Source organism: Streptomyces sp. NBC_00249, assembly GCF_026342355.1.
Lineage (GTDB): Bacteria > Actinomycetota > Actinomycetes > Streptomycetales > Streptomycetaceae > Streptomyces.
The window spans coordinates 132,550-145,867 of the sequence record NZ_JAPEMV010000011.1; the positions used below are offsets into that span (position 1 = coordinate 132,550).

10 protein-coding genes and 1 pseudogene are annotated in these 13,318 nt (G+C 69.4%); 7 read left to right on the forward strand and 4 right to left on the reverse strand.

Translation table 11 applies throughout. From position 1 onward, the window contains the following. Positions 1–472 precede the first annotated feature (472 nt). A complete protein-coding gene (locus OOK31_RS36245) occupies positions 473–1,051 on the reverse strand; it encodes a TetR/AcrR family transcriptional regulator (RefSeq protein ID WP_267091689.1) in 579 nt (192 codons plus the stop codon). 90 nt (positions 1,052–1,141) lie between these two features. Between OOK31_RS36245 and OOK31_RS36250 the strand changes: the two genes are divergently transcribed. The 3 genes from OOK31_RS36250 (at position 1,142) to OOK31_RS36260 (ending at position 3,532) form a co-directional block, all read left to right on the forward strand. After that, positions 1,142–1,588, forward strand: a complete 447-nt coding sequence (locus tag OOK31_RS36250) for a DUF1772 domain-containing protein (RefSeq protein ID WP_267091690.1) — start codon at positions 1,142–1,144, stop codon at positions 1,586–1,588. Between the two features lie 96 nt (positions 1,589–1,684). Next, on the forward strand, positions 1,685–2,116 hold the full coding sequence (locus OOK31_RS36255; RefSeq protein WP_267091691.1) for a DUF4267 domain-containing protein: 432 nt from the start codon (positions 1,685–1,687) through the stop codon (positions 2,114–2,116). 165 nt (positions 2,117–2,281) lie between these two features. Continuing rightward, the gene (locus OOK31_RS36260; protein ID WP_267091692.1) at positions 2,282–3,532 is read left to right on the forward strand and encodes an MFS transporter; all 1,251 of its coding nucleotides are present in this window, start codon (positions 2,282–2,284) and stop codon (positions 3,530–3,532) included. 625 nt (positions 3,533–4,157) lie between these two features. Here OOK31_RS36260 and OOK31_RS36265 read toward each other — a convergent pair. The 3 genes from OOK31_RS36265 to OOK31_RS36275 all read right to left on the reverse strand — a co-directional run bounded on the left by OOK31_RS36265 (position 4,158) and on the right by OOK31_RS36275 (position 8,845). After that, positions 4,158–5,330, reverse strand: coding sequence for a glycosyltransferase (locus OOK31_RS36265; protein WP_267091693.1), 1,173 nt, complete (start codon positions 5,328–5,330; stop codon positions 4,158–4,160). Positions 5,331–5,557: 227 nt separating this feature from the next. Beyond that, the gene (locus OOK31_RS36270; RefSeq protein ID WP_267091694.1) at positions 5,558–7,210 is read right to left on the reverse strand and encodes a GDSL-type esterase/lipase family protein; all 1,653 of its coding nucleotides are present in this window, start codon (positions 7,208–7,210) and stop codon (positions 5,558–5,560) included. Positions 7,211–7,366: 156 nt separating this feature from the next. Next, the gene (locus OOK31_RS36275; RefSeq protein WP_267091695.1) at positions 7,367–8,845 is read right to left on the reverse strand and encodes a CHAP domain-containing protein; all 1,479 of its coding nucleotides are present in this window, start codon (positions 8,843–8,845) and stop codon (positions 7,367–7,369) included. 897 nt (positions 8,846–9,742) lie between these two features. Here OOK31_RS36275 and OOK31_RS39490 point away from each other — a divergent pair. The 4 genes and pseudogenes from OOK31_RS39490 to OOK31_RS36290 form a co-directional block, all read left to right on the forward strand. Further along, on the forward strand, positions 9,743–11,008 hold the full coding sequence (locus OOK31_RS39490; RefSeq protein ID WP_323188297.1) for a transglycosylase family protein: 1,266 nt from the start codon (positions 9,743–9,745) through the stop codon (positions 11,006–11,008). 189 nt (positions 11,009–11,197) lie between these two features. Then, on the forward strand, positions 11,198–12,139 hold the full coding sequence (locus OOK31_RS39595; protein WP_353962701.1) for a transposase family protein: 942 nt from the start codon (positions 11,198–11,200) through the stop codon (positions 12,137–12,139). A gap of 305 nt (positions 12,140–12,444) precedes the next feature. Continuing rightward, positions 12,445–12,942: a hypothetical protein gene (locus OOK31_RS36285; protein WP_267091696.1), complete on the forward strand. Its 498-nt coding sequence runs from the start codon at positions 12,445–12,447 to the stop codon at positions 12,940–12,942. 106 nt (positions 12,943–13,048) lie between these two features. Continuing rightward, positions 13,049–13,291: pseudogene (locus tag OOK31_RS36290) on the forward strand (transposase); the annotation flags it as partial. Positions 13,292–13,318 lie beyond the last annotated feature (27 nt).

Sequence of the window (13,318 nt, forward strand, 5' to 3'; positions counted from 1 at the left end):
CGCGTCATGGCCCTCCGGAGGCGTGGCCGGGCCGGGGAGTTGGTGTCGCCGGGGCGCCCGCGTGTCCGCGGCTCAGCAAGGTGCCGTGCGGCTCGGTGGATCGCACGAGAGCGATCCACCGAGCCGCAGCAGAGGCCCGCCTTCATGCACGGCAGGCCACGAGATCACCCGACGGAGCCGCCACCATCGAACCCACGCTTACCAAGATCGGTACGACAACGGCTCGTGATCGCGTCGCCCTTGAAGGTCCGTCCGCCCGCGGGTCAGGTGCGGCGACGGCTTCGGCGGCGCGTGGCGAGGAACGCAAGGGCTCCGGTGAGGAGCAGCCCGCTGCCGGTGAGGGCGAGAGGCACGGCGTTGCGGCTGCCGGTGCTGGCAAGGCCGGAGCTCTTCCCAGGGGTGGTACCGGAGCCTGGGGGCACGCGGCGGCGGGGCCCGGGGGACCCGGCCGCGTGCCCGCCGGGAGGGTGCGTCAGATCATGGAGAGCCGGTCCACCAGCAGTTCCACCCTCAGCTCGGTGTGCTCCGGCGGCAGCCGTCCCGACCGGGTCAGGGTCGCCACCCCGTGCAGGGCCGCCCAGAACGTCTCGGTGAACAGCCCCGGGTGGACGCCGTCCCCGGCAACCTCGCCGAGGCTCTCCAGCAGCGCGGCGAAGCTGTCCTTGAGAGGTGCCGGGGTGTCCTCCTGTGCGTACGCCAGGCCGCCGTCGAGCTGGAAGATGGCGTCGTAGACCGCCGGGTTGCGTGCGGCGAAGTCGAGGTAGGCGCGGGCGAGGGCGTACACCCGCTCGCGCGGGCCGTCCGCGGCGGCGGTCGCGGCGCGCACCGCCACGGCCAGCTCGGCGGCGCCCTCCAGGGCGACGGCGCCGATGATCTCCCGTTTGCCGCGGAAGTGGCTGTAGAGGACGGGCTGGCTGTACTCGATGCGCTCGGCGAGCCGGCGCGTGGTGACCGCGTCCCAGCCCTGCTGCTCGGCGAGTTCGCGGGCCGTCGCCACGATGAGGCGTTCGCGTTCCGCCCGTTCGCGCTGCTTGCGTTCCTGTACCGACATGATTCGATCCTAGCATCGCTAGACAACAGAGCGGCAGTAGTACTAGCGTTGCCTCATCACCTAGCAGCGCTAGATACCGAGAGGGTCATCATGTTCAACGCACTCGAGGTCGTCACCACCGTGGTCGTCGGCGTGATGGTGGGGGTGGAGTTCGCCGTCGCCTTCGTCATGAGCCGGATCCTCAACGCACTCCCCGACGACAGCCGCCAACTCGGCCACGCCCACGGGGGCCGGATGCTCGGCGCCGTGATGCCGGTCTGGTACATCGGCTCGCTCGTCCTCGTCGTGGTCTGGGCCATCGCCGGATGGCACCACCACGGCACCGGCCTCGTCGTCACCGCCGGCGCGCTGCTGATGCTCAGCGTGGTCATGTCGATCCTGCTGCTCGTCCCGATCAACAACCTGAACAAGACGTGGACCCCCGAGAACCGGCCCGCCGACTGGAAGCAGCAGCTGCACCGCTGGGAACGCTTCCACTACGTCCGCGTCGCCGTCATCATCGCCGCCTTCACCCTGCTCGTCGCCGCCCTCGTCTGACCCCGCGGGCCGGCCCCACGCGACTCGGCAAGCTCCACGAAGCTCACTCACCAGGCTCACTCACCAGGCTCACGAAGACTCGCAGGGAGAAGAACCATGTCGCTGAAGAAGATCAACACCGTCCTGGCCGCCACCTTCATCCTCTTCATCCTCTGGTTCGGGACGACGTACATCCTGAGCCCGGAGACGACGGCGCCGGGCTACGGCCTGCCGAGCTGGCCGTCCGGCGACGGCGACGGCTTCCTGATCATCAAGGGAATCCGCGACGTCGTCCTGGCCCTGGTCCTGGGCATCCTGCTGGTGACGGGCCACCGCCGGGCGCTGGGGTGGGTGCTACTGGTGGAGGCCCTCGCCGCGTACGGCGACATGACCAACGTGCTGGCACACCACGGCTCCGTGGCCACCGCGCTCGGCGTCCACGGCCTGACCGCGACGCTGATGGTGGTCAACGGCCTGCTGATCATGCGAGAGACCCGCAACGTCGCGGCCGCGACCGCTCCGGCCACGCCCGCCCCGCAGCCCGCCTGACGCCACCTCCGGCCGCGGCCGAAGACGGCTGCCAGCGGCTGCGCGCATTCGGCCTGATCCGCTTCGCCCGCCCCGTGCTTCGTAGCCGGGGCCCGCGTCGCATTCAGGGCACGCGATCTCGGTGCAACTGCCGGGGGTTCTGCGGCCGTTGCTAGGCTGACGGCCATGATCAAAGGCGGCCTGGCAGGCCGAATAGGCAGCATGGCGGGGGACAGCAGGCCGGAGCGCGTGCTGATCGCCGCCAGTTTCGTCAACCGGGTCGGCAACGGTCTGTTCAACGCGGCGTCGGCGCTCTATTTCACCTTGGTCGTGGGCCTGCCCGCGGTGCAGGTCGGCGCCGCGCTCACCATCGCCGGATTGATCGGCTTGTGCGCGGGGATACCCGGAGGGCATCTCGCCGACCGGCGCGGGGCGCGCACGGTCATAATGCTGGCCCTCGCGGTCCAGGCGATGTCGATGGCGGCTCTCGTCCTCGTCGAGAGCTGGGCCGCGCTCACGGTCATCGCGACGGTCGACCAGATCGCCGCGGCGGTTGGTGGGGCGGCCTGGGGCGCTCTGGTGGTCCGGGTCGGGGGTGATCGCCCGGCCCTGTTCCGGGCGAAGCTGCGCACCTTCGTCAACCTGGGCGTCATTCTCGGAACGGTGGGTGCCGGGCTGGCGCTGGCCGCGGACACCCGTGGCGCCTATGTCACGCTGATCCTCGGCAACGCGGCGAGCTTCGCCCTGTGCGCGGTGCTTCTGCTCCTGCTGCCCCGCTATCCGGTGCTGGCGGCACCGCCGCAGCAGCGTCGCTGGCTCGCTTTCACGGACCGCCCGTTCCTGACGTTCACCGCCCTCTACGGGGCCATGGGACTGCAGTACCCGGTGGTCTCCCTGCTCCTGCCGATCTGGATCTCCGAACACACCGAAGCGCCGCGCTGGACGGTGGCCGCACTGTTCGCCGTCAATGCCGCCTTCTGCGTACTGATGCAGACCAGGATCGGCTCCCGTATCGAAACCCCGCACGAGGGCGGCAGCGCGTTTCGCACCGCGGGGCTGCTCTTCCTCGTCAGCTGCCCGATGATGGCGCTGGCGGCGTACACCCCGGTCTGGGCGGCAGCGGGACTGGTTCTGGCGGCGATCTTCGTCCATAGCCTGGGAGAGGTCTGGGAGTCCTCGGGGGGCTTCGCCCTGGGCTTCGGTCTTGCCCCCGACCATGCCCAGGGCCAGTACCAAGGTCTCCTCGGCCTCGGCTTCAGCGCGGGCCAGGCCCTTGCCCCCGCGATCCTCACCACGGTGGTGCTCGGCCTCGGCACGGCGGGCTGGCTGCTGCTGGGGTTGTTCTTCGCGGCGGTGGGTGCTGCCGGCCCCTCTCTTGCCCGCTGGGGCATGCGGACCCGGCCGCAGCCGGGCGTTGCTGCGGAAGTGACGGGATGACCACGGAGTAGGTGTCAGCAATCTTCCGCCTCGCGTGGAAAGCGGGCGTGCGTGTGCATCGCGCCGCCGAGGTGGAGCAGTCCCCTCGCGAGTCCCGCCAGGACGACCGGCACCGCCAGACGGGGGAGTAGGTCGGCGGCCAAGGGCAGGGCGGCGCCGGTGCGATCCTCAGTCTGCCGTTCCACGAGCGCCTCACCGAGACGGACGTCGACGTCGTGGTGACCTCGCTCGAACAGGCCCTCAAGCCCGTCGGAGGATCGTGATGCGCAAGCTACTGACCGTGTGCCAGGGGAACTACTACCGAAGCCCGTTCGCTCGGGGGGCGGGGCGGGGCGGGGCGGGGCGGCAGTGACGGTCCGCCGGGCTGATCGGCAAATGGCAGGACCAGCCCGCCGACCCGTCCATGATCAACGCAGCCCGGCGGCTCGGGCTCGACCTCACCCACCACCGCGGACAGCAGATCACTCTGGCAGACCTGGACTGGACGACCTCCTGGCCATGGACGCCGCTGTCCTCACCACGCTCCGCGCGATCGACGGCGGGCACAACACCCACAAGCTCCGCCTCTACCTTCCCGGCCGCGACGTTCCCGACCGGGACGACGCCGCCCCTAACGCGCGGCTGATCAGCCGGATGCGGCGGACAGCAGCACGTCCACGAGCCTGTCCGCCGCATCCGGCCGCCCATGAGCCCGGGCCCGCTGCGCCATCGCCGCCCGTCGGGCGGGGTCAGCCAGGAGCGGGCCGACCGCGCTCTGCAGAGCCGGGCCGGTGACCTCGCCGAGCAGGGCCAGAGCCGCCCCCGCGTCGGCCAGGTGCCGGGCGTTGTGAGCCTGCTCGTTCCCGGCGGACGTGGCGAGGGGGACGAACACCGCGGGCTTGCCGAGCGCGGTCAGCTCCGCCAGCGTGCCCGCACCGCTCCGGGACACCACGACATCGGCCAGCGCCAGCACGTCCGGCAGCTCCGCCCCGACGAACCCGGTCACGTGGTACCGGCCGGCGAGGACCGGGTCCAGCCCGGCAGCGGCCGCCCGGAGCTCGTCCACGTTCGCCGGACCGCACTGGTGGATCACGTTCGCGTGACCGAGCAGCCAGGGCAGCACTTCACGGACAACACCGTTGATCTGCTGGGCACCCTGCGCCCCGCCGGTGACGTAGACAGTCGGCAGCCGCCGGTCGAACCCGTACAGGGCCAGCGCCTCGACCGCCTTGTCCGGGTGGCCGCCCAGTACTTCCGGCCGTACCGGGTTCCCGGTGACGACCGCACGCTCACGCACCTCGGCGGGCAGCAGCGACAGCGAGGACTCCGAGGACACCGCGATCCGCGTCGCCGAACTCGCCAGCTTCCGGTTGGCCAGACCCAGACGGACCGTCTGCTCGTGCAGGACCAGCGGACGCCGGCACAGCCGCGCGGCCAGCCCGGCCGGAACCGCGACGTACCCGCCCGTCGCCAGGACGACATCAGGCTGGAACTCGGCCACGATCGCCCGCGCCTGCGCCACACCGAGCGGCACCCGCGCCATGTCCTTCACGTTCGCGGCGGACAGCATCTTGAGCGGATTCGACGAGCGGCGGATCTTGCCCGTGGCCACTGTCTTGAACGCGATCCCCTCAGCCGGAGCGACACGTGCCTCAAGACCGTCTGCCGTGCCGATCCACAGCACGTCCAGCGTGCCACCGGCAGCCGCGAGACGGCCCTGCAGCGTACGGACTGCCGTCAACGCCGGATAGGTGTGACCGCCAGTCCCTCCGCCCGTCACGAGCAGCCGGAAGGAACGCGGGAGCGAAGAAGTATCCACCTGAGCAACCCTACTGTTCGAGAGGACGAAGACGACGGGCGGGATTCGCTGAAGGCCTGCCAGCGTGTTGCTTACCGCGACGCGGCGGGCGACCGGCTGTGTGAGGAGTCCGGTCTCGACGGTCCCGTTCATGTGATCGCCGCGTCGTTCTCGGGCGGAGCGGCGGCCCTCTATGTCGGCGGTGCCTGTCTACGCAGCTCGTAGTCGAGGTCGGGTTGCCGCGGCCGTCAGTTGGTGAAGTTGGTGAAGCTTGCGGTGGCGGAGGCGGCGTCGACGCCGCCTGCGGCTTCGGCCCAGTCGTTCCAGGTGCCGGTGTTGTAGTTGCCGTCGCGTTCGATGAGGCGGTTGTTCCCGGTGGTCGCGAAGACGTGGTTGACACCGTTCGCAGCGGCGCTGGTGAGGCGCTTCAGGTTGTCGCCGCCCATGTTGCTCCAGCCGTTCCAGACGCCACCTCGGTCGAAGTCGCCGTCGGTGTTGCAGTACTGGCCGGCGAGGCTGATCGCACCGAGGTGGACGGTGTTCCCGCTTGCGGAGGCGGTGACGTCGAGTGCTTTGAACCCGCCGGTGGGGCCGGCGATGCTCCAGCTGCCCCAGGCGCCGGCGGCGTAGTCGGCGTCGAGTCCGAGGACCTGGCCTGTCGCGTCGGTGGCGAAGATGTGGTTGACCTGATCAGCGGTCGTGGCGCTGGTGACGTGCTTGAGGTTGGTGCCGCCCTGATCGCTCCAGCCGTTCCACTTGCCGGCCGTGTAGTCGCCGTCGGTGTTGTAGAGGTGTCCGTCGGAGCCGATGGCCACGAGGTGGACGGTGTTGCCGTAGGAGGACGCGGCCAGTGCGGTGAAGGTGGTGGAGTTGTTGATGGCGGGTGCGAACCAGCCTGACCACTTGCCGGCCGTGTAGTCGCCGTCGTTCTCGTAGATCTTGTTGTCGCTGCCGATCGCGAAGACCCGGTTCACCGATCCCGTGCCGGTACTGGTGACCTCCTTCAGCTGCGAGGCCCCCTGGTTGCTCCAGCCGCTCCACTTGCCCGCCGCGAAGTCACCCTCGTTGTTGAACAGATCCCCGTTCGGCGCGATCCGCTGCACATGCGCCGTGTCCTTGAGGCGGGGCTGGTCCGGCCGGGCCGGGCCGCCGGTGAACCAGTGTGCCGAGTAGGCCGCGTCCAGGGGAGTGAAGAAGGCCTGGGCCAGTTGGGCGTATCCGGCGTCGTTGGGGTGCAGACCGTCGGACATCTGTGCGGGATGGGTGGAGTCCGCCCGGTCGGTCGGCGTCAGCGCAGGCGCGTCGACGAATCGGAAACGCTTTCCGGCGTGCTGCTCCACCTGTTCCAGCTGCTTCAGCCGCTGGTTGTACTGCGCTACGGGCTGGGAAAGGTCCTGGTAGTTCCATCCGGGGGTTGTCGGGATGAGACCTTCCATGACGATGGTGACTCCGGGCCGGGCGGCGAAGATCTGGTCGACGAGGGCAGAGGCCTGGTCTGCGGCCTGCCCCGGGTCCGTACCCTGATTGAGATCGTTGATCCCGATGTGGAGCAGTACGACATCGGGCTGTGCGGCCGCGAGCCATCGGTTCGCGCCGGCACGTATGCGCGCGATGGTGTAGCCCGCGTGTCCTTCGTGCGCGGAGTCCGGCATCGGTCCGTGCTCCAGGGACCCGACGAAGTCGAGCTGGTAGCGGGACTGCTTGGCGGCGAGTCCGTGCAGCGGCAGGCGGTAGCCCGATTCGTTGGAGCTGCCCTGGCCGTAGGTGATCGAATCACCGAGGGGCATGACGCGGACCACGGGTGTCGACGGTGCGGCGGACGCGGGGACCGCCCACAGGACCGGGGCAGTGGCCGCCACGAGGAGGGCAGTGGCGCTGGTCAGGATGCCGAGGCGGTGCACGAGTTCTCCTTTGTGAAAGCCGTCCTGCCCGGCACGTGGTCGTGCCGGGCGGACGGGACGGGACGGGTCGCGGGACCGGTGGTCAGTGACGCCATCGCCGCTGACGTGCCCGGGCCGCGTACCTCCCTGAGGAGGTACGCGGCCCGGGCAGGGGGGTCAGGCGCCGGGGGTGGCGCTGATGTGCTTGAAGCCGGCGGCGTCGCCGACGAGGGAGAAGGGGCTCCAGGTCCCGGCGGCGTAGTCGCCGTTCGCGTTGTAGACCCGGTCGTCCGCGCCGATGGCGTACAGGTGCACGGCCTTGCCCGCGGGGGTGACCGCGAGCTGCTTGAACCCGGCCGTTCCGCTGATCACGCTGAACCCGCTCCACGTGCCGGCGGAGTAGTTGCCGTTGTTGTTGTAGACCCGGTCGTCCGAACCGATCGCGTACAGCCGGACCGTGCCCTCACTCGTCGTCGTCGCGGCGACCTGCTTGAACCCGGCCGTTCCGCTGATCACGTTGTAGCCGCTCCACGTGCCGGTGGAGTAGTTGCCGTTGTTGTTGTAGACCCGGTCGTCCGCGCCGATGGCGTACAGCCGGACGGTGCTGCCGGTCACGGTGGCGGTGATCTTCTTGAATCCCGCGGTGCCGTCCACCAGCTGGAAGCCGCTCCAGTTGCTCTGCCCGTAGTCCCCGTCGTTGCTGTACACGCGGCCGTCGGCGCCGAGGGCGAAGAGGCGGACCGTGTTGCCGGTCGCCACGACCGAGATCTGCTGGAAGCCCTGCGTACCGTCGACGAGCTGGAAACCGCTCCAGCCACCGGTCTTGAAGTTTCCGCGGTCCTCGTAGATACGGTCGTCCGCGCCGATCGCGTACACGTGCACCTCGTCGCCCACCCGGATCGAGGTGGTCTGCTTGAAGCCCTGCGTGCCGTCGACCGTGTTGTACCCGTCCCACGTACCCGCCGAGTAGTTCGCGTTGTTGCCGTACACCCGGGTGTCCGAACCGACCCCGTACAGGTGGACCGTCGGGGAGACCGCAGGAGTCGCCGGGGCCTCGGGGGTGCCCTCTTCTCCGCTGTTGAGCGGGGAGATGTAGGCGGTGATGACCTGGCCGAACGGGGACTGGCCCACGCGCCAGTTGGTGGTCGTGTTCGTCCGGACCGAGTTGCTCTCGTTGCCGCCCGTGATGGTGACGCTGTCGCCGGAGATGGCGGTGACGATGGCGACGTGGTCGTTGGTGAAGGTGCCGTCGTTCATGTTGTAGACGACCGCGTCGCCGACGTGCGGGGTGTTCGAACGGGTGCCGTACTTGTTCCCGTAGTCGAGGAAGCTGTTGGCCATGTCGGTCAGCGTGCCCCGGCCGGCCACCCCGGCCTGGGCCCACGCCCAGCCGGCGAAGTCTGCGCACCAGGCGTGGGTGCGCTGGCCGTTGCTGCAGCTGCTGTGCTGGTTCGGGCCGCCGACATATCCGCCGTGGGCACACGGCCCGTTCCCGGTCTCGCCCCTGGCCGCGGAGGCGATGCTCTCGCCGATCGTGGCGGCGCTGGCCGGGGCGGCTCCGAGGACACCCAGCGCGGCGACCGAGACCGCCGAGGTGAGCGCGAAGGAGACGGAGCGGCGCAGCGAGGGCGTAGAGATACGGGCGGACTTGGACATGGCGGTTCCCCCACAGGATCAGTCAGCGGCGCTCGAACTTCTGTCCGGCGCTTCGAGATCAACTCTGTCCCGGGTCCCTGACCTGCGGAAGTGCAATCCGTTGGACGCAAACGGCCTTGGCCCAAAGCGGCCCGGGCGGGCGGCCGGGACCTCCCGGAAGGGTCGCGGGAGGGGTCGCGGGAGGTCTCGGGTGGAGCGGCGTCAGACGGCGTCCGAGGGCAGCCCGCCCTGCCGTGCCCGTCCGCACCACTGCCTCAGCCAGTACCTGCGCCCCCGCGCACACCGCCTCGAAGAGCGCGCACAGCGCGGTGAGGGTGCGGTGATCATCCGGGTGGGCGGGGGCGGGGACGGAGCCGTACGCACCTGGCCGCCGGGCCGGGTCTGTCAGTTCGCGTAGTGAACCGTGCTCTGGTCGTTGCGGACGCTGCTCGGACAGGCACTGCGCTGGCCCGCCCGTTGCTCTCGCGCCGCCCCGAGCTTGCCGGCTGGAGGCCGCTGAGGGCGGAAGTGCCGCTCATCGCCGCCACGTTCAAAACCGCCCGCTCGCCTCCGAGCGTCCGAGGCCTTTGCTGGACTGATTGGTCCAATGCCGCTTCGGGCCACCCGAATCCCCTTCCGTCCCATCTGACCAGTGCCGAAGGTAGTTCCCGTCGGCAGGGAGCAGCTCCCGGCGGGCCAGGACCGGACAGCGCCACCGCGGGACGCAGCCGGTTGAGGACATGAATCCGTCGCTCGAACCGTCAGAAGAGGACGCCCCCGTGCTCCGCACCCGTATCGCCCAGGCCGCCGCGCAGGCCGGAGCCTCCACGGACTCCATGGGCTGGTCGTAGGACCGCGACGCCCGCCCGTCAGCCCACCCTCCGTACACACGCCGAACCACCGAACCGAGGTATCTCCATGTCTGCAGCCGTCCGTACCCGCACGAAGATCGCCGCACTGGCCGGGCTGTCCCTGGCCGGTCTCGTCCTCTCCCTGGCGCCCGCCGGTACGGCGAGCGCCGCCTCCGTCGCCACCTGGGACAAGGTCGCCCACTGCGAGTCGACGGACAACTGGAGCATCAACACGGGCAACGGCTACTACGGCGGGCTCCAGATATACAAGCCGACGTGGGACTCCTACGGCGGCCAGCAGTACGCCGTCTACCCGCACCAAGCCACAAAGCAGCAGCAGATCCTGATAGCCGAGAAGATCCTCGCGAGCCAGGGCGCCGGAGCCTGGGGCAGCTGCGGAGTGGCCGCGGGTCTCGCCGGGGACCACGCCGACCCCTACCCGGCCACCGATCCCGAGGCTCCGGCGACTCCTGCGGTTTCTCCGACGGTCCACCTGTTCGGGGTCGGTTCGGACACCCGGGTGTACGGCAACAACGCGAACTACTCGGCGGGTACGTGGGACGGGTACAACACGGTCGACGGCACGCAGGGCTTCAAGCAGACCACCTCGATCCGGGTGGGCGACGAGGTGCACGTGTACGCGATCGGCGCGGACGACCGTATCTACGAGGACCGCGGAAACTTCAAGACCGGTGGCTGGAGCGGTTTCCAGCTCGTCGACGGTACGCAGGGCTTCCAGCAGATCTCGGTCGTGGCGACCGGCAACACGGTCCGCCTCTTCGCCCTCGGCGCCGACGGCCGCGTGTACGGGAAGAGCGCCGACTACGCCCAGGGCAGCTGGACCACCCTCCAGCTGGTGGACAGCACTGCGGGATTCAAGAGGATCACCGCCACCGTGACCGGCAATACCGTCCGGCTGTACGCCATCGGCGCGGACGACCGGGTCTACAACGCGAACGGCGACTACGCCGCCGGGACCTGGAGCCCCTTCGCCCTCGTCGGCAACACCGCCGGGTTCAAGCAGGTCGCCGCGACGACGACGAGTGAGGGCACGGTCCGGCTGTACGCGATCGGTTCGGACGACCGGGTCTACAACAACAACGGCAACTACTCCGCCGGCACGTGGAGCGGGTTCAGCGTGATCAGCGGAACGGCCGGGTTCAAGCAGCTCGCGGTCACCCCCGCGGGCAAGGCCGTGCACCTGTACGCCATCGGCGCGGACGACCGGGTCTACAACGCGAACGGCGACTACGCCGCCGGGACCTGGAGCCCCTTCGCCCTCGTCGGCGACGCCGCCGGCTTCAAGCACATCAGCGCCACCCCCGGCGCCTGACCCCGACTCGGGAGCCGTGGGGTAGGGCAGGCCCCGTGCCTCTCGGCCGGGCTGGCTCCTGGACCTCACCCGGCCACGCTGCCAACGGGCCGTACGGCGTTCCGTCCGCCTGTCGGGGGACATCAGAACCGGCTCTGGCACTGATCTTGTGGTCTCGTGACGCAACGTCATCGGATTCCGTCATCATGCATGGCGTGCGATCTTTGGGGGCTTGAAGTGTTGTTGCCGCATCTGGCCGGCCTTGTCTCGGTGGATGCGGTCGAGCTGACGCCGGGGGTGATCCGTATCGTCGCGAGGGCGCGAGCCTGTGAGGGGCTGTGCCCGGCGTGTGGCACAGCCTCCTCGCGTGTGCACCGCCGCTATGAGCGGAGCTTGGGCGACTGCGCGATGGGTGGCTCGGCAGTCGTCATCCGACTGCGCATTCGCCGGTTCTTATGCCGGAAGCCTGAGTGCGCCGCGGTCACGTCCTTCCCCGAGGAGCGTGGCGGTGACTTCGCAGTTGAAGCCGACCTGGCTACCGGCGCACAGGACGCTGCCCTTGCCGTCCTCGGGCACCGGATCAGCGTCAACCGAACGATCCTCGGAGCCCGGGCCCACCTGTCCGCCGGCGTCACCGTGGCCGCGATCAACATGACCACGGACATGCGCAACCCCGACCGGGAAGTGATCATCCGCACCATGACCGGCCTCTACCGGTGCGGCACGCAACGCATGCGTCCTCGGCGCCGTTGGAGTACGAGCTTTTGCGCCACCCGGTCTTGGCCAGCTGCGCCACGTCGACTCCATTCCGTGTCGTACGAGGTTGCTGGGTGTTCCCAGCTCCTCGACGAGAGTCTACGAAGAACGACGTGGCCGACGGGGGCGTCCGCGAGTCTCCTACAGGTGCTCTCTGGCCACCCGCACGAAATCGTTGATGCGGGTGGCCATCTCCACCGCCGTTCTCCGCCGGGAGTCGAGAACGTAGGCCAGGTCTACACCAACCCGTCCGATGCCCGACTGGAGATCAGCCAAGCGGGGCTGCAACTCCATGACACGAGCAGCGGCCGCCCGAATCTCCTCCCCGGGAAAGCGGCCCCCGCAGCTCAGAGAACTCCTCCCGGCCACGGTTCACCGCCTCGATGCCGTTGTTGACCAACAGAACCTGTTCGAACCTCCGGGCGCCGTTGACGTACCGGCGTGCGGCCAGCACGAACTCCGCGCAGGCGTCCCGCAGATTCGTACGCCTCCATTGCTCATACTGCGCATCGGCCTGCCGGTCGGCTTCGTACCGAGCTCCGCCGCCTGACTTTGGTCCGACCGGCTGGATGTTCCGGTGGTTCGTGCCGGGGTGCACCGTCCGGCGGCGGAGTCGAGGTTATGAAGGGAATCGAACGAACGGAATCGGATGGAAGTTCACCATCCGGTCATTCCCGAACATCAACCTCAGGAGTCGCATGATGCGCCCCATCGGAGCGGCCTGCCTCGGCACGGCCACGCTGGTCACCCTCCTCGCCTGCACCCCCGTCGCGGCCGCCGCGACGGACACCGGTTCCGCCCAGGCCGGGGGTAAAGGCCGGATCATCACAGTCCTGGCCGAGGTACAGCAGCTGACCCGCTTCCCCGTCACCCCCGGCATCGTCTCGCAGGGCGATCAGGTCGTCGTCCGCTCGGACCTCTTCGACGAGGAGCACAACAAGGTCGGCGAGACCCACGGCACCTGCACCACCACCCGGGGCGGCGCCGATGAAGCGGAGCAGTGCGTCGTGACCTACACCCTCCCGGGCGGCCAGCTCACCGTGCAGGGGATGTACTTCAACTACCTCGACCAGGGTCCCTTCGACAACGCGATCACCGGCGGCACCGGGGAGTACAAGAAGGCTCGCGGCTCGGTCCACTCCGACACGATCTTCACGACCCCCACGGTCGTGAGGCGCTTCACGATCCACCTCGTCTGACGGACCCCGACGTTCACCTGACCCCGGAATCCGGCCTTCTCCCCTCGCGTTGCACCATTGGAGACGGTCGTACGAAAGGAAATGTGGGTCAAGGGGACGTCCAGGGCGGTTCACCCTTCAGATCGTCAAACGCACCGATGACATGAGCGGGTTCGTGGTGCTTCCACGCAGGTGGGTGGTGGAGAGGACGCTGAGCTGGCTGATGCGCTCGCGGCGCCTTGCCCGGGACTACGAGACCCGGCCCGAAAGTAGCGAAGCCGCCGTCCTGTGGTCGATGACCATGCTCATGGGACGCCGCCTCGCCCGCCACCGCAGCCGAAACGTCACCCGGCAGCCCGCCTCGGCGTGAACACCCCGGGACGCTCCTCGGCCAGCC